At 39.9% G+C, this 24452-nt stretch carries 22 protein-coding genes; 9 read left to right on the plus strand and 13 right to left on the minus strand.

Going from position 1 to position 24452, the window contains the following annotated elements; all coding sequences use genetic code 11:
- Positions 1-8 precede the first annotated feature (8 nt).
- From cysG to rplU, 6 genes are all read right to left on the minus strand, one after another.
- Positions 9-1382, minus strand: coding sequence for a siroheme synthase CysG (gene cysG / locus WBW42_RS03405; RefSeq protein ID WP_005072889.1), 1374 nt, complete (start codon positions 1380-1382; stop codon positions 9-11).
- A gap of 67 nt (positions 1383-1449) precedes the next feature.
- Positions 1450-2721 (minus strand): serine--tRNA ligase, encoded by a 1272-nt coding sequence (gene serS, locus WBW42_RS03410; RefSeq protein WP_005072887.1) that lies wholly within the window; start codon positions 2719-2721, stop codon positions 1450-1452.
- A 118-nt stretch (positions 2722-2839) separates the two neighbouring features.
- The gene (locus tag WBW42_RS03415; RefSeq protein ID WP_032056634.1) at positions 2840-3640 is read right to left on the minus strand and encodes an RsiV family protein; all 801 of its coding nucleotides are present in this window, start codon (positions 3638-3640) and stop codon (positions 2840-2842) included.
- 116 nt (positions 3641-3756) lie between these two features.
- On the minus strand, positions 3757-4452 hold the full coding sequence (gene lolA, locus WBW42_RS03420) for an outer membrane lipoprotein periplasmic chaperone LolA (protein ID WP_004789378.1): 696 nt from the start codon (positions 4450-4452) through the stop codon (positions 3757-3759).
- A gap of 239 nt (positions 4453-4691) precedes the next feature.
- Positions 4692-4949, minus strand: coding sequence for a 50S ribosomal protein L27 (gene rpmA / locus WBW42_RS03425; RefSeq protein ID WP_002116037.1), 258 nt, complete (start codon positions 4947-4949; stop codon positions 4692-4694).
- Between the two features lie 18 nt (positions 4950-4967).
- Positions 4968-5279: a 50S ribosomal protein L21 gene (gene rplU, locus WBW42_RS03430; protein WP_000271409.1), complete on the minus strand. Its 312-nt coding sequence runs from the start codon at positions 5277-5279 to the stop codon at positions 4968-4970.
- Between the two features lie 441 nt (positions 5280-5720).
- Here rplU and sdsA point away from each other — a divergent pair, with 441 nt between their 5' ends.
- The 8 genes from sdsA (at position 5721) to WBW42_RS03470 (ending at position 16396) form a co-directional block, all read left to right on the plus strand.
- Positions 5721-6698, plus strand: a complete 978-nt coding sequence (gene sdsA / locus WBW42_RS03435) for an All-trans-nonaprenyl-diphosphate synthase (RefSeq protein ID WP_002116233.1) — start codon at positions 5721-5723, stop codon at positions 6696-6698.
- A gap of 14 nt (positions 6699-6712) precedes the next feature.
- The gene (locus WBW42_RS03440; RefSeq protein ID WP_017386318.1) at positions 6713-8773 is read left to right on the plus strand and encodes a site-specific recombinase; all 2061 of its coding nucleotides are present in this window, start codon (positions 6713-6715) and stop codon (positions 8771-8773) included.
- 183 nt (positions 8774-8956) lie between these two features.
- A complete protein-coding gene (locus WBW42_RS03445) occupies positions 8957-9583 on the plus strand; it encodes a phosphatase PAP2 family protein (RefSeq protein ID WP_005064516.1) in 627 nt (208 codons plus the stop codon).
- Positions 9584-9607: 24 nt separating this feature from the next.
- Complete coding sequence (adeI, locus tag WBW42_RS03450; protein WP_002116482.1) at positions 9608-10855, plus strand: multidrug efflux RND transporter periplasmic adaptor subunit AdeI; 1248 nt, start codon at positions 9608-9610, stop codon at positions 10853-10855.
- Positions 10856-10867: 12 nt separating this feature from the next.
- Positions 10868-14044 carry a multidrug efflux RND transporter permease subunit AdeJ gene (adeJ, locus tag WBW42_RS03455; protein ID WP_284105282.1) on the plus strand — a complete coding sequence of 1059 codons (3177 nt, stop codon included), beginning with the start codon at positions 10868-10870 and terminating at the stop codon, positions 14042-14044.
- A complete protein-coding gene (gene adeK, locus WBW42_RS03460) occupies positions 14044-15495 on the plus strand; it encodes a multidrug efflux RND transporter outer membrane channel subunit AdeK (protein WP_032056635.1) in 1452 nt (483 codons plus the stop codon). Before adeJ ends, adeK begins: the two co-directional genes overlap by 1 nt.
- Positions 15496-15603: 108 nt before the next feature.
- The gene (locus WBW42_RS03465) at positions 15604-15954 is read left to right on the plus strand and encodes a YbjQ family protein (protein ID WP_002116377.1); all 351 of its coding nucleotides are present in this window, start codon (positions 15604-15606) and stop codon (positions 15952-15954) included.
- Positions 15955-15961: 7 nt separating this feature from the next.
- A complete protein-coding gene (locus WBW42_RS03470; protein ID WP_032056636.1) occupies positions 15962-16396 on the plus strand; it encodes a YbjQ family protein in 435 nt (144 codons plus the stop codon).
- Here the strand turns inward: WBW42_RS03470 and WBW42_RS03475 are convergent.
- The 3 genes from WBW42_RS03475 to WBW42_RS03485 are packed head-to-tail and all read right to left on the minus strand — an operon-like array spanning position 16393 to position 18384.
- On the minus strand, positions 16393-16827 hold the full coding sequence (locus WBW42_RS03475) for a nuclear transport factor 2 family protein (RefSeq protein ID WP_002116099.1): 435 nt from the start codon (positions 16825-16827) through the stop codon (positions 16393-16395). The two genes, WBW42_RS03470 and WBW42_RS03475, sit on opposite strands and share 4 nt — an antisense overlap.
- A gap of 53 nt (positions 16828-16880) precedes the next feature.
- Positions 16881-17687: an SDR family NAD(P)-dependent oxidoreductase gene (locus WBW42_RS03480; protein WP_032056637.1), complete on the minus strand. Its 807-nt coding sequence runs from the start codon at positions 17685-17687 to the stop codon at positions 16881-16883.
- A gap of 25 nt (positions 17688-17712) precedes the next feature.
- Positions 17713-18384, minus strand: coding sequence for a hypothetical protein (locus tag WBW42_RS03485; RefSeq protein WP_002116504.1), 672 nt, complete (start codon positions 18382-18384; stop codon positions 17713-17715).
- A gap of 196 nt (positions 18385-18580) precedes the next feature.
- Between WBW42_RS03485 and WBW42_RS03490 the strand changes: the two genes are divergently transcribed.
- Positions 18581-21478 carry a valine--tRNA ligase gene (locus tag WBW42_RS03490; protein ID WP_032056638.1) on the plus strand — a complete coding sequence of 966 codons (2898 nt, stop codon included), beginning with the start codon at positions 18581-18583 and terminating at the stop codon, positions 21476-21478.
- A 47-nt stretch (positions 21479-21525) separates the two neighbouring features.
- Here the strand turns inward: WBW42_RS03490 and WBW42_RS03495 are convergent, their stop codons facing one another.
- From WBW42_RS03495 to WBW42_RS03510, 4 genes are all read right to left on the minus strand, one after another.
- On the minus strand, positions 21526-21702 hold the full coding sequence (locus tag WBW42_RS03495; protein WP_153884502.1) for a hypothetical protein: 177 nt from the start codon (positions 21700-21702) through the stop codon (positions 21526-21528).
- A 102-nt stretch (positions 21703-21804) separates the two neighbouring features.
- Positions 21805-22188, minus strand: a complete 384-nt coding sequence (locus WBW42_RS03500; RefSeq protein ID WP_032056639.1) for a hypothetical protein — start codon at positions 22186-22188, stop codon at positions 21805-21807.
- Positions 22189-22389: 201 nt separating this feature from the next.
- Entirely contained in the window at positions 22390-23406 is a 1017-nt protein-coding gene (locus WBW42_RS03505; RefSeq protein ID WP_032056640.1) for a molecular chaperone DnaJ, read from the minus strand.
- 94 nt (positions 23407-23500) lie between these two features.
- A complete protein-coding gene (locus WBW42_RS03510) occupies positions 23501-24406 on the minus strand; it encodes an AEC family transporter (protein WP_032056641.1) in 906 nt (301 codons plus the stop codon).
- Positions 24407-24452: the final 46 nt, after the last annotated feature.

The following is a 24452-nucleotide window of genomic DNA, read 5'->3' on the forward strand; positions in this document are numbered from 1 at the left end:
AAATGAACTTATTGCCATTTTAACTGTTCACGTAAATTCACCACTTCACCAATAATGGTTAAAGTCGGTGCTACGATATGATGTTCAGACACTTTTGTTGCGATATCAGCTAATGTTCCAACTACAACTTTCTGGTCTGGTGTGGTTCCTTTAGAGATTAAAGCTACCGGCATATCAGCACGTTGACCATGAGCAATAAGTTGCTCACAAATGCGTTCTAAACCAACTAACCCCATATAGAGGACTAGAGTTTGATTTTCATAAACTAGTTCATTCCAAGGGAGTTCAGGGGAACCTTCCTTTAAATGCCCAGTCAAGAAACGTACACTTTGTGCATAGTCACGATGAGTTAATGGGATCCCTGCATAAGCTGAACAGCCTGATGCTGCAGTTATCCCCGGCACAACTTGAAAAGTGACATTCGCCTCAACTAGCTCTTGAATCTCTTCACCACCACGCCCAAAGATAAATGGATCACCACCTTTTAAACGACAAACACGCTTTCCTTTTTGAGCATATTCAACCAGTAAAGCATTGATACCATCTTGAGGAACAGAGTGATTTGAACGGGCTTTACCTACATAAATTTTGGTCGCATCGCGACGGCAAAGCTCTAAGATCGGTGCAGACACCAAACGATCATAAATCACGACATCTGCTTGCTGCATAAGACGCAATGCTTTTAATGTCAGTAGCTCAGGATCACCTGGTCCAGCACCTACCAAATAAACTTCACCTTTAGGAGCAGTCCATTCTGTTAAGGCTTGCTGAATCAAACCATTTGCAACTTCTAAATTGTCATTGAAAACTTGTTCTTTTAATGGGCTAGCATAGAGATTTTCCCAAAAAATCCGACGCTCATCTGGATTGGGAATTTTTTCTTTTACCTGCTTACGCCACTGACCAGAAAACTCAGCCAACTTACCCATGCCATGCGGAACTATTGTTTCTATTTGAGTACGAAGTTGTCTCGATAAAACTGGTGATGCACCATTTGAAGCGACAGAAATAATTAACGGAGAACGATCAATAATAGCTGGAACCATAAAGCGACAATGTGGAATATCATCAACACTATTGACCAATAAATTACGCGCTTCGCATTGTTCAAAAACAGCTTTATTCACTTGCGCATCATTAGTTGCAGCAATCACCAATCGATATGGTGTATTTAATATTTTTTCAGCAAAGGACTCGGCAAAATACTCTCCGCCTGTCGTTTTGACTAACTGTAAAAGCTGCTCTTCAATTGCAGGAGCAATAATATCGATTACTGCTCCCGCTTTGGCTAAAAGGTTTGCTTTGCGCAATGCAATATGCCCACCACCCACAATCAGACAATGTTGCTGTTGCAACTTTAAAGAGATTGGAAAAATATCCACCTTAAACCTCTACATTAATCATCTGATTTGGGTTAAGCAAAAATCGTGCACAATTTAGATGCAAAGCTTAGTCAATAAACGTTGCACCACCCATATATGGGCGTAATACTTCTGGAATCTCGATAGAACCGTCTTCACGTTGGTAATTTTCCATTACAGCAAGCAAAGTACGTCCAACTGCCAGACCTGAACCATTTAGTGTGTGCACCAATTCGGTCTTCTTTTGATCCATTCTGTAGCGTGCTTTCATGCGGCGTGCCTGAAAATCACCCATATTAGAGCAGCTAGAGATTTCACGATAAGTATTTTGGCTTGGAACCCAAACTTCTAAGTCGTAAGTCTTAGTTGCACCAAAGCCCATGTCACCACCACAAAGCAAAATCTTGCGGTATGGCAAACCTAGTGCCTGCAAAATGCCCTCAGCATGTGCAGTAAGCTCTTCAAGTGCTTGCATAGATGTTTCAGGTTTAACGATTTGCACCATCTCAACTTTATCAAATTGATGCTGACGAATTAAACCACGGGTATCACGACCATAAGAACCAGCTTCACTACGGAAACATGGCGTATGCGCTGCATATTTTAAAGGCAAACGTTCGGTATCAATAATCTCATCGCGAACGAAGTTAGTAACTGGAACTTCTGCTGTAGGGATGAGGTAATATTCTTTTTCACCTTGAAGTTTGAATAAATCTTCTTCAAATTTTGGCAACTGACCAGTACCACGAAGTGAATCAGCATTGACCAAATAAGGCACGTAAGCTTCTGTGTAGCCATTCTTTAAAGTATGGGTATCAAGCATGAACTGTGTTAATGCACGTTGTAGGCGTGCTAAAGAACCTTTCAATACGCTAAAACGTGAACCAGTCAATTTAGTAGCGGTTTCAAACTCTAAACCACCCATCCACTCACCTAAATCAGTATGATCTTTGATTTCAAAATCAAACTGACGAGGCGTACCCCATTTTGAGATTTCAACGTTATCATCTTCATCTTTACCAGCAGGAACAGACTCATCTGGTAAGTTAGGAATACTCAACGCTTTTTGTTCAATCTCGTTTTGTAACTCTGACAAAGCAACTTCAGCAGCTTTGATTTCGTCGCCAATGGCTTGCATACGCGCCATGATTTCAGAAGCATCACCACCGGATTTTTTAATCTGACCCACTTGTTTTGCACCGGCATTACGTTCTGCCTGCAATTTTTCAGTTTTTGATTGCAAATCTTTACGGCGAGTTTCTAAAGAAGCCCATTCTTGAACATCTAATTGAACACCGCGTTTTGCCAAAGCCGCATTAACGGCTTCAATATTATTTCTGAGTAACTTAGGGTCGATCATAATCAATCATAATATGGGTAAAAAACTGGCTATAGTGTAAGGCCTTAACACTAAAAAATATAGTGATCATCTTCATAACGAATAGCTTTCACACAATTCTTAGAATAGATCACTTATTTTAAAAGTTATAGTTTGGCACACTTGGCAAATACTCAGGTTTAATGAACTTACCCGCTTCAAAATATGGCAGCGTTAATTCAGACATTCCCTCTGCATATGAAGCTAGCTCATAAATTGGATAGACAAATACAATGCCATTAGCGCCATAGTAAAAATTATCGCTTAGCTGAAGTTTTTCACGGCTAATATTATGTGCTTGAAGCCAATTTGTATTTGCTTCAAAAAGAGCATCAACCAACTGTTTTTCAACATCTGGCTGAATAAGTTCAGCAACAGTAATGTGCTTTTTATTTAATAAATCAAAATTTACAAATTCTTGATGAGACATGCCATGTGCAGCACCAGCTGAGTATGAATAAGTCTGTAATGCAAAGGTAGCAAGATTATAGTTTTGCCCTAAATAGCGAACATAAATTGCACTTTGACTTGAACTTGGTTCACCTTCAGGTACTTCAACTGGTTGATCGGCTAAATTTGCAAAAGCATTCGGATCTGCTTTCTTTATACGATTGGTGAAGTAATCATTAATCCATTTTTGATTGGTCTGTACTGTTTGAAAATCATACTCAGTACAACCATCTTCTAAGCAAACTTTTGATTTTGGCAATTTTACTGGGATTACTTTTGCTTGAATTACAGGAACACCAGCCTCTTTCGTTTCTTTAACTTTTGCAGTCGAAGCAGCCTGCTCTTCTTTGGCTGCCGACTTTGGTTGGCAACCAGTCACCATTGCCATTGCAGCCATTAATGGAAGAATACAAATAATTTTCTTATCGTAAAGTCGCATAATAATCCCCATGAATTTACTTCTAACACTATACAAAGCGTAAGAATAAGACGGGGTTAAAAAATGTATCTGTTTCTCTTATATAAAAAAAGCTACCTTTTACGGTAGCTTTTTTGAAGAGGCTTTAATTATTGGTCAATAACATCCGTACCCTTTGGCGGTGTAAAGTTAAAGACTGATGCCGGAATTGAAGCATTTACTTTAACGTTCTTAAAGCGTACATAGGTGGTTTGACCTAATGAGTCTTGTAATACCATAAGTGTAGGCGCTTTATTTGCTCCAAAGCTAATCGTTAAGCTTTGGAATGCCCCATCTTCTTTCTTAGGGAATAATGTGAAATAAAGTTTAGATTTATCAGGTTGTGTTACACGATAAGACTTCATGATTTGGTTGGTATTACCAGAGAGTAATAATGCTGGTGTATCTGCAACCTGATCATCTAAGCTTTGGCGGACCGCTTGTTGTAAATCTGGATCATAGATCCAAACTGTTTTTCCGCTCGTTACAATAGTTTGTTTAGCAGGACTTACTGTTTCCCAATAAAATTTCCCCGGACGCTCAACTTTCATTGAGCCTTTAAATGTCTGGTTCATATGCTGTGCACTTAAACTCTTTTTCTGTGCCACAGTTTTTGTATTGGCTTTAGTTGTTTGTTCAAAGTCGGCAGTTAAACGCTGTAAACCTGATAACTGATTAACCAGGTTCCCAATTGCCTGTTGCTCCGGTGCTGCTACAGGCGCAGCAAACACTGTAGTACTCATTACAGGAGCAAGCACTGACGCGCTAAGTGTAATAGCACACATAGTTTTACGAAGCATATTCATGTCATCACCTTTTTAGTTGCTGTAAGACAACTTACTCTCTTTCATAGTTATGAAACTGAGTAAGCTCTTAATTCAAGACTCATATTAACCGACAAACTCTGTGCTAATCATTGAGAAAATAAGATATTTTGTTATGTTATTCATGTTGTTTGTAGAATTTCATTCATCATGATGAAGATGAATAAAAATAAATGCCATAAAAAAAGCCCACAAAATGTGGGCTTTTTTCGAGCTAAAACTTATACAGTTTCAACTTTTACGTAGCGACGGCCAAATTGACCTTTCACTTCGAATTTTACTACGCCGTCAGCAGTAGCAAATAAAGTATGGTCACGGCCCATACCAACATTTGCACCAGCATGGAACTCTGTACCACGTTGACGAACGATGATGTTACCAGCAGTTACAGCTTGACCGCCGTAAACTTTAACACCTAACATTTTTGGGTTTGAATCACGACCGTTCTTCGTCGATCCACCGGCTTTTTTAGTTGCCATGTCTCTTACTCCTCGTGATTAGCCTGAAATACCAGTAATTTTCAACTCAGTGAACCATTGACGGTGACCTTGTTGTTTACGGTAGTGTTTACGACGACGCATTTTGATGATGCGGATTTTGTCGTGACGACCATGACCAATCACTTCTGCAGTTACTTTAGCGCCAGCTACAACTGGAGCACCGATTTGAATGTTGTCACCGTTTACAACCATTAATACATCATCAAATGTAATAGTCGCACCAGATTCAGCTTTCAATAATTCAACTTTAAGGGTTTCGCCCTCAACTACACGGTGCTGTTTACCACCGCTTTGGATTACTGCGTACATAATGTACTCCAATCAGCCCGTGTCGTCGTGTCGATAAAGGGATATATCGATCTTAAAACGATCGCCACTGGGGTTATACAAGGCGACAGATTTTAAGTGAAATTTGATCAAACGACAAGTATTTTCTATCTATCAGTAAAGCATGATCCCCTATTCTTACAAAATCAAACAGCTTGGACTGGAATTTAGCAGTTTTCATTGATTCTGAATGAAAATTAAAATACAGTTCCAAACACAAATTGCGTCAAGAACAAGTTGTATTAATGCTGATGTCATTAAATTTATTGTTTTGCCGAAAACATCGTATTTTGCTTAAATAAAGAACAAAAAACGCTTAAAAACAATAGAAATGATTAATATCAGCCACTTGTTAACCTGTGCAACACATCTTTAATTGATACACTAACGCCACTTATCTACCAATACGGGGTTTTTCTTCATATGGTCATCGATTTCAAGCAAGACATTCTTGCGCCTGTTGCTTCAGACTTCGCTGCGATGGATCACTTGATTAATGAAGGAATTAGCTCAAAAGTCGGTTTAGTCATGTCTGTCAGCAAACACGTCGTTGAAGCTGGCGGAAAGCGTATGCGTCCAATCATGTGTTTGCTTGCAGCACGTGCTTGTGGTTTAGATAACATGGCAAATGCACAGCGTTTAGCTGCAATCATTGAAATGTTACATACCGCGACACTGGTCCATGATGATGTGGTAGATGAATCTGGCCTTCGTCGTGGTCGCCCTACAGCAAATGCTACATGGAACAATCAGACAGCTGTTTTAGTCGGTGACTTCCTGATCGCCCGTGCTTTCGATTTACTGGTCGATTTAAACAACATGACTTTATTGAAAGACTTTTCAACAGGTACATGTGAAATTGCTGAAGGTGAAGTATTACAACTTCAATCACAGCATCAACCAGATACAACTGAAGAAACTTATTTAAAAATTATTCATGGTAAAACGTCTCGCCTGTTTGAGCTGGCTACAGAAGGTGCTGCTATTTTGGCGGGGCAAGAAGCGTATCGTGAGCCATTAAGATTGTTTGCCGGTCATTTTGGTAATGCATTCCAAATTATTGATGATATTTTAGACTACACCTCTGATGCTGAAACATTAGGTAAAAATATTGGTGATGATTTAATGGAAGGTAAGCCAACTTTACCGTTAATTTCTGCATTAGCACGCTCAACAGGTGAAGAGCATGCGATTATTCGTCGCAGTATCGCAACCGGTGGAGTAGACCAACTATCTCAGGTCATCGAAATTGTACAGAAGTCTGGTGCTTTAGATTATTGCAACCAACGTGCCCAAGAAGAAACAGAAGCAGCACTGCAAGCTTTATCAAACCTACCCGATACACCGTATCGTCAGGCTTTGATTAACTTAACTCAGCTTGCGTTACATCGAATACAATAGATATTATTTTGCCTATGCATATAAATTTTTCAGATCTTTTTTTAAAAATAGAGAAGCAGCTTGAGGATCCTCAAGCTGTCATTGATGAAAATCTACTGATTGAACTCGTCAATGTCATCCGACCATCCAACCCACAAGATACGGATGAAATTAAGAAAAAAATACAGGCTTTTATTGAAAGTCTTTTGCGCACACCTACAGCGCCCTTCTTACTACAAACTTTTTTATTACGTTTAATTAATCGCTATAAGCAAGTTAGTTTATATGCTGATAGTGGAATTTTGTCTTTAGATGGTTTCTGGAACCAGCTTGGGCAAAGACTCGGAGCACATTTTTTACCGCTAATTGAAGACTCAAGCCAACTCAAAATATTAATTGGTAAAATTTTCTATTTAGAAAGTGACAAAATTTGGCTCAATAATATTGATGATGAAGATTGGGCAAATTTATTTAGCCTTATTGGACAAAGCCAAAGTAATGTCGATGAGAAGTTAGTCATTCAAAGTGAAATGATTAAAGCCATTACAGTCCTATCTTATCGAATTAGTGGAATTGGTCTTTATCCCGAATTTATTAACGCTCAGCCAGAATTAACAGAATATGAGTCGCCATTTTTAGTTCAGAACCGTGAAATTATTGAGTTTATTGAAAAGTATAAAAAACAAGAAATTTCTGAACATGAAATTGCAGTTATTTCCCCGCCCGATGCATCACAAGCATTTGTTATGTTGGAACAGTGCCGAGATGTGGTTTTAAAGATTCGCCGTGCGACCAAAAGAATTGGTGTCAGCTTAAGTTTGACTTACTTACTGTCATTACTTGAGCAATGTCTTGATCGAATTGAGTTATTACTTTATCTGGTCGTAGATAACACTAAAGGAAAATATGTTTCTTTAGGACATCTGATTTCCGATTTAACCAAGGCACATTACAGCGAAAAAAGTGTTCGCTCATTACTCAGTACGACCAGTGAACTCATTGCTTTTCAGGTAACAGAAAATGCTAGCCGAACAGGTGAACATTACGTAAGTACAGATACCAAAGGCTTCTGGGGAATGTATAAAGCTGCCGCTGGTGCAGGTGTCATTATTGCCTTTATGGCATCTTTAAAAATTCTTGCTGCAAGAATGACAATGGCCCCGCTCATGCAAGCCTTTACTTTCAGTATGAATTATTCCCTAGGTTTCATTCTGATTCATGTTCTGCATTTTACAGTTGCGACCAAGCAACCCGCTATGACGGCGGCAGCTCTTGCTGCAACAGTACAGCAACGTAAAGGCTCTAAAACGGCTCAAATTGCAGAGTTAGCGGCGCTTATTATTAATATTATCCGAACGCAATTTATTGCTATTTTAGGCAATATTTCAATTGCAATTCCTACTGCCGCACTCATCACTTTTGCATGGCAATTTTATCTTGATGAACCGTTATTAACCCATACTAAAGCCACTTATCTTCTACACAGCCTAAATCCATTCACTTCATTAGCAGTTCCACATGCAGCAATTGCTGGAGTATGTCTGTTTTTGTCAGGTCTCATTGCAGGATACTTTGACAACATGGCTGTTTACCGAAAAGTCGGCCCGCGTCTAAGAGCACATCGCCGTTTAGCTAGCTGGTTTGGGCAAGATCGCCTTAACCGTTTTGCTGAATATATTGAACGTAATTTAGGTGCGTTAGCCGGTAACTTCTTATTCGGTATTATGTTAGGAAGTATGGGAACCATAGGCTTTATCCTAGGTCTACCTTTAGATATTCGCCATATTGCCTTTGCATCCGCTAACTTTATTCAAGGTTTAATGACTATTAACGGCAGCCCAGATATCGGACTGATTATCGTGTCCTTTCTCGGTGTGTTATGTATTGGTCTCACCAACTTATTTGTGAGTTTCACCTTAACAATTATTGTGGCATTACGAGCGCGTCGAGTCCGCTTTGAACAATGGAAACCTTTAGCCAAATTGGTCATGACTCATTTTTTAACTCGTCCAAGTGATTTTTTCTGGCCACCGAAACAACCATTAGAACTTGAAGAAAACACCTCAACAAATAACGGGAAAAAAGCAGACCACTAAGAATTTTGCTTTGTACACAAAATGTGATTTTCGTCAATTTTGTTGTGATTGTTTTTCCAAATGTTAAAAAATTTTCAAAATGAATTTACGATGATCTATCAGGCTTGAAAAAAAGTGTACTGGCAAGTACACTTTTAACGGCTTTCAGTAGTAGACACTGCTTGAACAAGCAAAGGTATATACATGCCCTATTTATTGCTTTTTATTGGTTGTATTTTTTTAGGATTAGGTGTTCTTGGTCTTTTTGTACCAAGACTTCAATCTTTGGATCTTCTCACCGTTCAAATATTGAGTGAAAATCGATCAGATTATCTTAACTCTATTACGACCTTTCTAGCACGTGTAGGTGGTATGCCTTTTGTATGTTTTTTATCCTTATTGGTGTGTATATATCAAGCATGGTATAAAAAATATATTACTGTTATTTTCATTAGCGTGGGTGTTCTTGGCAGTATCATCACGGGTTGGCTGCTCAAGTGGTGTGTTGACCGTCCAAGACCTCCACAGGTATATCATATTGTCGAAAGTTATGGTGCATCGTTCCCAAGTGCACATAGTGTTTATGCATCAACACTGGCTTGTATGGCAATGATAATGTTATGCCATAAGCCCAACACTAACTCTCCTTATATCATTTTGATTTCCTGTCTTTGGTTTATCTGCATGGGGCTTTCAAGAATATATGCTGGAGTTCATTTTCCAACAGATGTACTCGCCGGTTGGGGCATAGGTTTTATTTGGATTGCACTGCTTTGGCTCTGGTTATTACAAACACAAAGTAGGTTAAGTAGAAAACAAATATATTTTTAGATTTTATCTAAACGAGGTGGAACAATGATGTCGGCTAAGCTTTGGGCTCCTGCCCTTACTGCTTGCGCATTAGCAACAAGTATCGCACTTGTTGGTTGTAGCAAAGGCTCCGATGAGAAACAGCAAGCTGCTGCTGCTCAGAAAATGCCGCCTGCAGAAGTAGGTGTTATTGTTGCTCAACCACAAAGTGTTGAACAAAGCGTTGAACTCTCCGGCCGTACTTCAGCATATCAAATTTCTGAAGTTCGCCCTCAAACAAGTGGTGTGATTTTAAAACGCTTGTTTGCTGAAGGAAGTTACGTTCGTGAAGGACAGGCTCTATATGAACTGGATTCTCGAACTAACCGTGCAACGCTTGAAAATGCAAAGGCTACCCTTTTACAACAACAGGCAAATCTAGCTTCACTACGTACTAAGTTAAACCGTTATAAGCAACTTGTTTCAAGTAACGCTGTATCTAAACAAGAATATGACGACTTACTTGGTCAGGTTAATGTTGCCGAAGCACAAGTTTCTGCTGCAAAAGCTCAAGTAACGAATGCAAATGTTGATCTTGGCTACTCTACAATTCGCTCACCAATTTCTGGTCAGTCTGGACGTTCTTCTGTAACAGCAGGTGCTTTAGTCACTGCTAACCAAACTGACCCTTTAGTGACGATTCAACAGTTAGATCCGATCTATGTTGACATTAACCAGTCTAGTGCCGAGTTATTACGTTTACGTCAACAACTTAGCAAAGGCAGTTTGAACAATAGTAACAACACGAAAGTGAAATTGAAGCTCGAAGATGGTTCAACTTACCCAATCGAAGGACAACTTGCTTTCTCTGATGCCTCTGTAAATCAGGATACAGGAACGATTACTTTACGTGCCGTATTCTCAAACCCGAATCATCTGTTACTTCCAGGCATGTATACCACTGCACAGATTGTTCAAGGTGTAGTTCCTAATGCTTACCTGATTCCTCAAGCTGCAATTACACGTTTACCTACAGGTCAAGCTGTAGCAATGCTTGTTAATGCCAAAGGTGCTGTTGAGAGTCGTCCTGTTGAAACCTCTGGTGTTCAAGGACAAAACTGGATTGTGACTAACGGTCTTAAAGCTGGTGATAAAGTGATTGTTGACGGTGTTGCCAAAGTTAAAGAAGGGCAAGAAGTTTCAGCAAAACCTTACCAAGCTCAACCAGCGAATCCACAAGGTGCAGCTCCAAATGCGACAAAACCGGCTCAATCAGGTAAACCTCAAGCAGAACAGAAAGCATCTAATGCATAAGGGGTAGATTGAATGGCACAATTTTTTATTCATCGCCCCATTTTTGCGTGGGTGATTGCATTAGTCATTATGTTGGCAGGTATTCTCACGCTAACAAAAATGCCTATTGCACAGTATCCGACGATTGCACCACCGACAGTTACAATTGCTGCAACTTATCCTGGTGCATCTGCTGAGACTGTTGAAAACACTGTAACCCAGATCATTGAACAACAAATGAATGGTCTAGATGGTTTACGCTACATTTCATCTAACAGTGCTGGTAACGGTCAGGCCTCTATTCAATTAAACTTTGAACAAGGTATTGATCCAGATATTGCACAGGTTCAGGTTCAAAACAAATTGCAATCTGCAACTGCGCTTTTACCTGAAGATGTACAGCGTCAAGGTGTAACAGTAACTAAATCTGGTGCAAGCTTCTTGCAAGTTATTGCATTCTACTCACCAGATAACAGCCTTTCTGACTCGGACATTAAAGACTACGTAAACTCATCAATTAAAGAACCACTTAGCCGTGTTGCTGGTGTGGGTGAGGTACAGGTCTTTGGTGGTTCATACGCAATGCGCATTTGGCTTGATCCAGCTAAGTTAACCAGTTATCAACTAACTCCTAGTGATATTGCGACAGCTTTACAAGCGCAAAACTCACAAGTAGCAGTAGGTCAATTAGGTGGTGCACCAGCTGTACAAGGTCAAGTGCTTAATGCAACAGTGAATGCACAAAGTTTGCTGCAAACACCTGAACAGTTTAAAAATATCTTCTTAAAGAACACAGCATCTGGTGCTGAGGTTCGTTTAAAAGATGTTGCGCGTGTAGAGTTAGGTTCTGATAACTATCAGTTTGACTCGAAGTTTAACGGTAAACCTGCTGGTGGTCTTGCAATTAAAATTGCAACTGGTGCCAACGCACTTGATACCGCAGAAGCTGTTGAACATCGTTTATCTGAATTACGTAAGAACTATCCAACAGGTCTTGCAGATAAACTAGCTTATGACACGACTCCATTTATTCGTCTTTCAATTGAAAGTGTTGTACACACATTAATTGAAGCGGTAGTTTTAGTATTCATTGTGATGTTCTTGTTCTTACAGAACTGGCGCGCAACGATTATTCCAACACTTGCTGTACCTGTTGTTGTGTTAGGTACATTCGCTGTTATTAATATCTTTGGCTTCTCAATTAACACCTTAACCATGTTCGCCATGGTATTGGCAATTGGTCTTCTGGTCGATGACGCCATCGTTGTCGTCGAAAACGTCGAACGTGTTATGAGTGAAGAGCATACCGATCCAGTCACGGCGACGTCACGATCAATGCAACAGATTTCTGGTGCGTTAATTGGTATCACAAGCGTATTAACAGCGGTATTCGTACCAATGGCATTCTTTGGTGGTACAACTGGTGTAATTTACCGTCAGTTCTCGATTACCCTTGTAACAGCAATGGTTCTATCGTTAATTGTAGCGTTAACATTTACACCGGCACTTTGTGCAACCATTTTAAAACAGCATGATCCAAACAAAGCACCAAGTAATAATATTTTTGCTCGTTTCTTTAGAGGCTTTAACAATGGTTTTGACCGCATGTCGCATAGCTACCAAAATGGTGTTAACCGCATGCTTAAGGGCAAAATCTTCTCTGGCGTGCTTTACGCTGTAGTTATTGCTTTATTAGTGTTCTTGTTCCAAAAACTCCCATCTTCATTCTTACCGGAAGAAGATCAGGGTGTGGTAATGACACTTGTTCAATTACCGCCAAATGCAACGCTTGACCGTACAGGTAAAGTGATTGACACCATGACAAACTTCTTTATGAATGAAAAAGATACAGTGGAATCGATTTTCACCGTTTCGGGCTTCTCATTCACAGGTGTTGGTCAAAATGCTGGTATCGGCTTCGTTAAATTGAAAGACTGGAGTGAACGTACTTCACCAGAAACTCAAATTGGCGCATTGATTCAGCGTGGTATGGCATTGAACATGATCGTTAAAGACGCATCTTACATCATGCCTTTACAGCTTCCAGCAATGCCTGAACTCGGTGTAACAGCCGGATTCAACTTGCAACTTAAAGATTCAAGTGGTCAAGGCCATGAGAAACTTATTGCCGCACGTAATACGATCTTAGGTTTGGCTGCACAAGATAAACGTCTTGTGGGTGTTCGCCCTAATGGTCAAGAAGATACACCTCAGTATCAAATTAATGTAGACCAAGCTCAAGCTGGTGCCATGGGTGTGAGTATTGCCGAAATTAACAATACGATGCGTATTGCATGGGGTGGCTCATACATTAACGACTTCGTTGACCGTAGCCGTGTGAAAAAAGTTTATGTTCAAGGTGATGCGGGTAGCCGTATGATGCCTGAAGACTTAAACAAGTGGTATGTACGTAATAACAAAGGCGAAATGGTACCGTTCTCTGCATTTGCTACTGGCGAATGGACATATGGTTCTCCACGTCTTGAACGTTATAACGGCGTATCATCGGTTAACATTCAAGGTACACCTGCACCTGGCGTGAGCTCTGGTGACTCGATGAAAGCGATGGAAGAAATTATTGATAAGTTACCATCTATGGGCTTACAAGGTTTCGACTATGAATGGACAGGTTTATCACTTGAAGAACGTGAGTCTGGTGCTCAAGCTCCATTCTTATATGCGCTTTCATTGTTAATCGTTTTCCTTTGCTTGGCTGCATTGTATGAAAGCTGGTCTATTCCGTTCTCGGTTTTACTTGTGGTACCACTCGGTATTATTGGTGCAATCGTATTAACTTACTTGGGTATGATTATTAAAGGAGATCCAAATCTCTCAAATAACATTTACTTCCAGGTGGCGATGATCGCGGTAATCGGTCTTTCTGCAAAAAATGCGATCTTAATTGTTGAGTTCGCAAAAGAGCTGCAGGAAAAAGGTGAAGACCTGATTGAAGCAACTTTACATGCTGCAAAAATGCGTTTACGTCCAATCATCATGACTACCCTTGCCTTCGGTTTCGGTGTACTTCCGCTTGCCCTTTCAACAGGTGCAGGTGCAGGAAGTCAGCACTCTGTTGGTTACGGTGTACTCGGTGGCGTACTCAGTGCAACGTTCTTAGGTATCTTCTTTATCCCTGTATTCTATGTGTGGATTCGTAGTATCTTTAAGTACAAACCAAAAACCATAAACACTCAGGAGCATAAATCGTGATGCAAAACGTATGGTCTATTTCAGGTCGTAGCATTGCGGTATCTGCACTTGCGCTTGCTTTGGCAGCTTGTCAAAGCATGCGCGGCCCAGAACCAGTCGTGAAAACCGATATTCCACAAAGCTATGCATATAGCGCTTCTGGTACGTCTATTGCTGAACAGGGTTACAAACAGTTCTTTAGCGATCCTCGTTTGCTCGGAGTGATTGATTTGGCACTTGCCAACAACCGCGACTTACGTACAGCAACGCTCAATATCGAACGTGCTCAACAGCAATATCGAATTACACAGAACAATCAGCTTCCAACAATCGGAGCAAGTGGTAGTGCAATTCGTCAGGTTTCTCAAAGCCGTGATCCGAATAACCCCTACTCTACTTATCAAGTAGGTCTGGGTGTAACTGCCTATGAGCTTGATTTTTGGGGCCGCGTACGTAGCTTAAAAGATGCTGCGTTAGATAGTTATCTTTCAACGCAAAGCGCACGTGATTCGACTCAAATCAGTCTAATCAGTCAAGTGGCTCAAGCATGGTTGAACTATTCTTTCGCAACTGCCAACTTAAGACTTGCAGAGCAAACACTTAAAGCACAGCAAGATTCTTACAATCTCAACAAAAAACGTTTTGATGTGGGCATCGACAGTGAAGTTCCACTACGTCAGGCACAGATTTCTGTAGAAACTGCGCGTAATGATGTAGCAAACTACAAAACACAAATCGCTCAAGCGCAAAACTTGTTGAACTTGTTAGTTGGCCAATCAGTTCCACAAAACTTGTTACCAACCCAACCTGTAAAACGCATTACTCAACAAAATGTATTTACAGCGGGTTTACCAAGCGACTTGCTTAACAACCGTCCAGATGTAAAAGCTGCTGAATATAACTTAAGCGCTGCCGGTGCGAATATCGGTGCTGCAAAAGCACGTTTATTCCCAACCATTAGCTTAACGGGTTCTGCAGGTTATGCATCAACTGACTTAAGTGATCTATTTAAGTCAGGTGGTTTTGTATGGTCAATTGGACCAAGCTTAGACTTACCAATCTTTGACTGGGGCACTCGTCGTGCTAATGTAAAAATTTCTGAAACTGATCAGAAAATTGCATTGTCTGATTATGAAAAATCAGTTCAGTCTGCGTTCCGCGAAGTTAATGACGCGCTTGCAACTCGTGCCAACATTGGTGAGCGTTTAACAGCTCAACAACGTCTAGTAGAAGCAACTAACCGTAACTACACACTTTCAAATGCCCGCTTCCGTGCTGGTATTGATAGTTACTTAACAGTTCTTGATGCACAGCGTTCATCTTATTCAGCAGAACAAGGTTTGTTATTGCTTCAACAAGCAAACTTAAACAACCAAATCGAGTTATACAAAACTCTAGGTGGTGGTTTAAAAGCAAATACCTCAGATACAGTGGTTAATCAACCATCTAGTGCTGAACTTAAAAAGCAATAAGTTTTAAATAACTTATTCACAAAAGCTCACTTCGGTGGGCTTTTTTATTGCAACTCATCTGAATATTTTTTATCTTGAAACCTTAAGAATTTAGATTGATAAAAAACAATGTTATTAAGTAATTTAGAAAGTGTTCCAGGCCACCAGATTGTAAAGCAGCTGGATGTTGTTTACGGAAGTACCGTTCGTAGTAAGCATGTTGGCCGTGACTTGATGGCAAGTTTAAAAAATATCGTGGGTGGCGAACTGACGGGTTATACCGAATTATTAGAAGAATCTCGCCAAGAAGCCATGCAGCGTATGATTGTAAAAGCCCAACAACTTGGTGCGAATGCAATTGTGGGTATTCGCTTTTCAACTTCCAATATTGCACAAGGTGCTTCTGAGTTATTTGTGTATGGCACAGCAGTGGTTGTGCAGCCTCAAGCACCTCATCTACCTGATCCATTTAATGCATAGGTAGAAAATGGACAATCTTATTTTTCAGCTTGTTATTTTTCTCATTCTTTTCAGCATTGGTTGGGCTTTTGGCCGCCATATTGAACGAAAACATTTGAATGAACTTCTAGAAAAAGAGCAACAATTTGCCCATATCAGAATTGATACCAATCGCTTTACAACAAGCGATCAGCTAGGCCACTTTATTAGCAGTAATGTTGTGATTTCTCATGATTACTTTAAATATGTATTGGCATCTATAAAAAATGTTTTGGGCGGAAGACTGACCAGTTATGAAAGTATTGTTGAGCGTGCTCGCCGAGAGGCAATTGTACGTTTAAAACAACAAGCTCAAAGTGTCGGTGCTACTCATATTATGGGAGTTCGGTTGAGTACAACCGAACTTGGTATGCAAGGCGGAATGGTCGAAGTTTTTGCTTATGGAACAGCAGTTAAAGATTAATACTGCCCAACCTCAGAAAAATGAATGCGCGGGTTGCCAATATTTTTAGTTAAGTGTTGGCAAATTCGGGTAATTTTCCATTGGTCTTGTTGTTTTGCCAAAGTAAAATAATAACGACCAAAAGAATGAAAATAATCATTTTCTGAAAAACGATAAATTTGATAATTACATTCTAGCCATGCTTGATCTTGTTCAATCCGAATTAAAGGATTGCTCAAATTGTGCTGTAGTCGTAAATGGGATAAAGCTTGTTGCCGAGAACCTTTATATTCATGACAAGACACGACACATAAAGGCTCTCCTCTAAATTGGAAATAGTCCACCTCAAGTTGATCTGCCAACAACTCATCAAAAGCATCCCAATTTTTCTGGTCAAAGACCAATTGAAAACGCGTGACGACTTCTAAAATACGGTGATAATCCTGATCCATGGTGAACCTTCTATGCGGGTTTTTCACCAATTTAGCACGGCGAAATCACTTTTTTATTTTACTTTTGTTTTCCGAATCATTTTATAAAGAAGTTTTGGTGACATCCGAGAAACCATCACCCCTAGTTTTTCTTTGGCCCCACCCACAACAATATATTCTTGCCCCTGTACTAAAGCTTTTACAGCTTGCTCTGCAAAAACATCTGCCTCTAAACCATTTTCAATTGCTTCATCTTGATGGCCTTGAGGTTGCCCTGCGCCATTGAGTGCATTAAAAGAAACATTAGTTTTTACGAAACCAGGGAAAATAACTGAAACTTCAACACCTTGATCTGAAACCTCAGCACGTAAACTATTTGCCCACATGTGAATTGCCGCTTTAGCAGCCGAGTAGCTTGCACGGTACTGTGTACCTAATAAACCCGCTACACTCGACACAAATACAACTCTGCCAGACTTCTGTTTTAGCATAGTTGGTAGGACGGTTTTGGTGAGTGCAACTTGTGAGAAATAATCGACTTCCATGATGGCGCGTTCGGTTGCCATGGTCGTGTCTTGAATTAAAGCACGTTGACTCAAACCTGCATTATTGATGAGCCAATCAATACGACCTTTCGCCTTTAAAATCTGCTTATAAGCCTCTTGAACCTGCTTTTCATCAGTAATATCTGCGACCACAGACAAATGATGGTCGGGATTTAATAAACCAACCCGAACCTCTTCTAATTCTTCAAAACGACGCGAGGTCAAAATCAGCTTTGCGCCTTGTAAAGCGAGCTCTCCTGCTAAGGCCTTACCCAAACCAGAAGATGCGCCCGTAATCCATACCACTTTATTTTGCAAAGTATCAAGTTTGGCCATGTGATGTTCCTATTATCTTTTTAAATTATGCTGCTTGATGCATGAAGGCCAAAAAGTGGTTGATATAATGAGTTGCTGTGGTCTGATCGACCTGTGTCCCTAACTTTTCCAAACGTTTATAGCCCAAATGCGTCGTCATGTTGATGACTCCGTTAAGAGTTTTATCGACAACCAAATTAAATTTTAAACGCTTTTTAGGTTCACGTACTAGGCTTGTTACGCCTAAATCCACAATTTGTATGAGCGTTTCAAATGCAGCCGTAATGCTTTGCATATTACCGTCACGAATTTGCTGGGTAAGGGTTTCGGCTTGTTGTACGAGTTGAAGTGTGACCGGATAGGTAATATAAACTTGCTGCCCTTGCTCTTTCATGAGAGATGTCATGTAGTCAACTAAAGGTAAAAGACGTTCATTTCCAAAGAATGAAACTGACCAAGGCATGTATTTTCGAAAAGTCTCTAAAACTTGCTGAATAACTTTTTCAGACTCAGCTTGTTGTTTTGGAGACATGCTTGCATTTCCTGACTGTAAAAGCACAGAAAAAACCTGCTCAATAATTTCACAAGAAAGGTCAGACAATACATCCCCCAAAACTTTTGCCTGACTTTGGCTTACTCCATCATGTAGTTTTTGCCGAATGGCCTCGAATTGGGTATAAGTCGAATCGGAAATTTTCAAAAAAACTTCATAACTCATCAGCAGCATCCTTTTTCAATTCTTTTGTAATTTTTGTGCCGTGTCGCCACACGATTAAATTGTGATCCATCTTTCATAAATCTACCGTTTTTTGAAAAAAATACAAAACCGTTTATCTGTTTTCAGCACATTAATTTCGAGGCATTTTTTTGCTACAATAGATGCAATTTTTTATGCATATTCGATCTAAGCTACTATGACTGACGCTCAAACCGCTCAAAATATTGCAACCACATACGATCCAACCGAGATCGAAAAGAAGTGGTACAAAACGTGGGAAGAACAAGGTTACTTCAAACCTTCTGGTCACGGTGAATCATTCTGTATCATGATTCCGCCACCAAACGTCACTGGTAGTTTGCACATGGGCCATGGTTTTAACAATGCCATTATGGATGCCCTGACCCGTTATAACCGCATGATGGGTAAAAACACTTTGTGGCAACCGGGTACAGACCATGCTGGTATTGCAACTCAAATGGTTGTTGAGCGTCAACTTGGCCTACAAGGTGTAACTCGTCACGACTTAGGCCGTGAAAAGTTCATTGAAAAAGTTTGGGAATGGAAAGAACAATCTGGCGGCACAATTACGAAACAAATTCGTCGCTTAGGTTCTTCGGTAGACTGGTCACGTGAACGCTTCACGATGGACGAAGGTTTATCAAACGCAGTTAAAGAAGTATTCGTTCGTTTGCACGAAGACGGTTTAATTTACCGTGGTAAGCGCCTTGTAAACTGGGACCCTAAACTTCAAACAGCACTTTCTGACCTTGAAGTAGAAAGCAAAGAAGAAAAAGGCTCACTTTGGCACTTTAAATATTTCTTTGAAGACAAATCAGTTAAAACTCAAGACGGCAAAGACTATTTAGTTGTTGCAACAACTCGTCCTGAAACTTTACTCGGCGATACTGCCGTTGCCGTTCATCCAGAAGATGAGCGTTATGCACACCTTGTTGGTAAAAATATTGTATTGCCAATTACGGGTCGTTTAATTCCGATCGTTGCTGACGACTACGTTGAAAAAGACTTCGGTACTGGCTGTGTAAAAATCACGCCTGCTCACGACTTCAATGACTATGACCTAGGTAAACGTAATAGCTTGCCAATCATTAATATCTTCAACAAAAACGCCGAAGTTTTAGGTGAGTTTGAATATATTGCAAAAGCTGGCGAACAAATTTCTAAAACTATTATTGCACCTGCGGACTATGCTGGTTTAGAGCGTTTTGAAGCACGTAAAAAATTAGTTGCTCAAGCTGAAGCTGAAGGTTGGTTAGATCAAATCCAACCGTATGACTTAAAAGCGCCACGTGGCGACCGTTCAGGCGTGATCATTGAACCGTTACTGACTGACCAATGGTATGTAAAAATTGCGCCTCTTGCTGAGCCTGCAATTGAAGCAGTTCAAGATGGCCGTATTAAGTTTGTTCCAGAGCAGTACAGCAACATGTACATGGCGTGGATGCGTGACATTCAAGACTGGTGTATTTCACGTCAGCTTTGGTGGGGTCACCGTATTCCAGCTTGGTACGATGCGAATGGCAACATCTATGTGGGTCGTAACGAAGAAGAAGTACGCGCGAAAAACAACATCGCTGCTGACGTTGAACTTAAACAAGACGAAGATGTTCTTGATACATGGTTCTCATCTGCACTTTGGACATTCTCAACTTTAGGTTGGACTGGCGACGCACAAAAAGATGCAGCAAATGATTTCTTAAAAACTTTCCACCCTACAGATGTGTTGGTGACTGGTTTTGACATCATTTTCTTCTGGGTTGCCCGCATGATCATGATGACCCTACACTTCATGAAAAATGAAGATGGTTCATCTCAAGTTCCATTTAAGACTGTTTACGTTCACGGCTTGGTACGTGATGGTGAAGGTCAAAAAATGTCGAAGTCTAAAGGTAACGTACTCGACCCATTAGACTTGATTGACGGTATTGATTTAGAAAGCTTAGTTGCGAAACGTACAACTGGTCTCATGAACCCGAAAGATGCAGCGAAGATTGAAAAATCAACGCGTAAAGAGTTCCCAGAAGGCATTAATGCTTATGGTACTGACGCAGTTCGTTTCACGTTCTGTGCACTTGCAAACACTGGTCGTGATATCAAGTTCGACTTAAAACGTGTTGAAGGCTACCGTAACTTCTGTAACAAAATCTGGAACGCAACTCGTTTCGTTCTCATGAATGTTGAAGGCCAAACTGTTGGTCAAGAAGCGCGTCCTGATCTATGGGAACTTCCAGAACAATGGATTATCAGCCGTTTGCAAAAAGCAGAAGCTGCTGTACATCAAGCGTTTGCAACGTATCGTTTAGACCTTGCTGCTCAAGCGATTTACGACTTTATCTGGAATGAATACTGTGACTGGTACGTTGAGTTAACTAAACCAGTTCTGAACGATGCAGAAGTTTCAGAAGAGCGTAAAGCTGAAGTACGCCGTGTATTACTTGCAGTGATGGAAGCTTCTTTACGCTTGGCTCATCCGTTAATGCCGTATTTGACAGAAGAAATCTGGCAGACTCTTGCACCAATGCTTGGTCAAGGTGGCCCAACGATTATGACTGCTCAATACCCTATTCCTGAGCAAGCGAAAATCAATGAACAAGCTGAAGCAGATATGCAATGGCTTCAAGGTTTGATTGGTGCAGTACGTAACATTCGTGGTGAGTTAGGCTTAGGTAATGCGCGCTTGTTGCCAGTATTACTTCAAAACACATCTGACGCTGAACGTGAACAAATCATTCGTATTGAAGCATTGTTCAAAGCATTGGCTAAAGTTGAAAGCATTGAGTTCTTGAATAAAGACCAAGAGCCACCTTTGTCTTGCTCTAGCGTTGTTAGCCATGCATCGGTATTTGTACCAATGAAAGGTTTAATTGACCCTAAAGCTGAGCTTGCTCGTTTGCAGAAAGACTTGGATAAAATCCAAAAGCAACACGACCAAATTGCGGGCAAACTTGCAAACGAAGGCTTTGTATCTAAAGCACCAGCAGCGGTGGTTGAAGGTGAAAAAGCGAAGCTTGCTGAGTTTGCTGCTCAGTTAGAGAAAGTTAAAGCGAATATGGAACAGATTGCTGCGCTTTAATACAGTAATTTGATTCAAAAAATCCCCTCTTAGCGAGGGGATTTTTTTTAATTCCAATATGTTTGGATAATTTCTTTCATCCAATTAAATAAGGGAACTATCAATACCATTAACACCTGCTGCCAATATCGCGAACTTTTTGGTTGCTCTTTAATAATGATGATTGGCTGAGGTTTAGCAATATTAGTTCGCTTTTTAGCTTTTGACTTTTTACGTCTAGCCATGAATTCTTTACCTTATAAATAGAATTTTGGACTACACGTTTGAGTTTTTTAATGATATGTCCCAAACGTGTAAATAAATACAGTTTGGTCATAACTCAGGTCTCAAGCAGAAATAGAGAGATTTTTTTGAATGGAAAAATTACGAGTAGTTATAAAAATAATTGGTAAAAATATTAATAGAAATAATTTAAGAATTAATAAAAGTATGCCTGCATTTAATGCACGTTTTTCTAAATTTTTAAGGCATACCACCAAAGCTGACTTTGCAATCTCTTGTTTAACTTCAGACTCGAAATCAAAATAGGATAAAAGTTCAGTTCGTCTAGAATATTTCGAATAAATTTGGTTACTTAGGTACTCTCGATCTTCAAAAGCCCTAAAACTCTGATCTAAAATATGTGATAAAGCGTCTAAGTAATGTTTTAAAGATAGAACTGGTACACCATCCTTAGCCTGTTTAGGCTGATGGCTTTCTTTCTCTTTCAATCTAGTACTTCTATAAGAAATCCAAGATTGTCTGAAACTTATAGCTCTTTCCAAATTTAATATTCTCCAAGTTTAAAAAATTAAAGTTAAAGTATAAACTCCATATATTGTTATCAGGTTAAATAATAAATACTATATATAGGAAAATCAATCTTCAAAATTATACATTGAATCTCTTCCACTCTACCTGAGTGAGCTAGACTAAAGCACCCCATGCCCCAACAACATCTCTACCCCACTCACCTTTTTCATGTGCTTTAAACGTTCCTTTTCCCACTTCAACTGCTGCTTTAACTCAGCACAATCAGCATCTACAGCTTTATAAACATCACTGATATGTACATGCTCTGCTTTTACATTCTTGGCTAGCTGAAAAGAATCTAAAATCTCAGCTATTTGACTTTCAAGCTGCTGACTTTGTGCATCTAAAGCCAGTTTATAAAACCGCAACTGCTCAGCAGATAAGTCTTTAGCACCTAGCCCTTTATTCTGTTCAAGCTGTAACTGGAGTTTGAGTAAATAAAACAAATCCTGCTTTTCGTAGGCCTGACTGGCCTGTTGAAACAGCTCGGTTTTTTCTAATTTTTTAGTTTCATCTTGCTCACGGTCTGGGTGAATCATCGCGGCAATTTTTAAATAAACTGTTTTGAGTGACTGCGCTGCCATTTGCTCAGCTTGTTCACGTTTCTGTTGCTGTCTTTGCTGCTTGGCTTGTTCTCGTGCTTGTTGTTGCTCTGCAGCATACTGTTCAAAGTCTTCTTCTAACTCTGCACTTTGCTCAGTACTTTCATCATATTCAGATTTTATTGGCTGAATTTTTTTAGTCTTTTTTACCAACTCCCCCACATGTTGCTGATAAAAGGTATCGATCTGCTTTACCAGCTCTAACTGTTCAGCAGATAGCATTTTGGAGCGCTTCAACGTTTGTGCAAGTTGGGCAATTTTTTCATCTAGTTGTTGTATATCCGCTTTGGAAAACTCATGGCTATGTAACATATTCCAAAGTTGAGACAACTGCTGAAATAAGACTTCATGTAAATCACTATACACAGGCATCAGTTTTTGCCGTATGTGCTGTTGAATCTCGGCTTGCGCATTTTGCCAAGTGCTCAGGCTAACTTTTTGCTGTTCTATTTTATCAATCAGGCGATTCAGTTTTTTCTGCTGTACAGACGGTTCAGACCTTTGCTGCAAGCTCACTTTGAGATCAAAGGACATACTCATCCACCTGAAAAAGAAAAAAGTGTAGCAATAATCAGATGAGGAAGGTAGCAAAGCATTCTTTAAATACGACTTATCTAAAATTTATATCTTAAGAAATCCACCAAATCACTAATGGCAAGGTTACTGCGGCACATAGAGTTTGAAAGCTAATCACGGCTGCCATGAGCTGACTATCGCCACCCAAAACTTTGGTTAAAATGTAGGAAGCGGAAGCAGTCGGTAGTGCAAAGAAAATAACTAAAATTTGTGTTTGCAAACTTGGCAAACCAAACCACATGCAGACCGCGTAAGCCAAAGCAGGCACTGCTAAAAGTCGTGCAAAAGTGTCTGCCGCCAACACGACAATATCTTTTTTAATTTGCATAAACTGTAAAGCTGCACCAACACATAACAAACCTAATGGCAAACTCGACACTGAAAAAAGCTTAATAAACTGACTAAAGCCTTCCCAAATCGGGATGTGAAGTGCATTGACTGCTGCCCCTACTACACACGATGCAATTAAAGGATTTTTAAGAAGTGCAATTAAAATAGGTTTAATTGCCATGTGTTCTTTAGAAGTTAATGCAAGTACCGAAATAATGTTCACAAGTGGAATGCAAAGCGCCAATAAAATTGCCAGTATTGCCATTCCTTCACTTTTAAAAAGCGAAGTGACTAAAGCCAAACCAATATAGGTATTAAAGCGAACCATACTTTGTACATGCACACCAAAACGTGCAGGCGGTATGTGCCAAAACATTCGGAGTATGTATAAAAAGATAGTCACAGCTAAAACCACAATCACCATCGCAATAATGGCTGTACTTAAGCTTTGTAAGTCAATTTTTGTGGTCGATAGCGTACTAAAAAGCAAAGCTGGAAATAAAATATAGTAATTTAGCTTCTCTGCCCCAGCCCAAAACTCATCGCTAAAAAAACGATATTTTTTAAATAAGTATCCCGATGCAATTAATGCAACTAAAGGAAAAAGAGATAAAACAATACTATTCATTTCTTTACTCGAGTTTTGTTGGAACTTGCTGGTTTGGCAACTAGCA

This window comes from Acinetobacter sp. LT1, assembly GCF_059800965.1.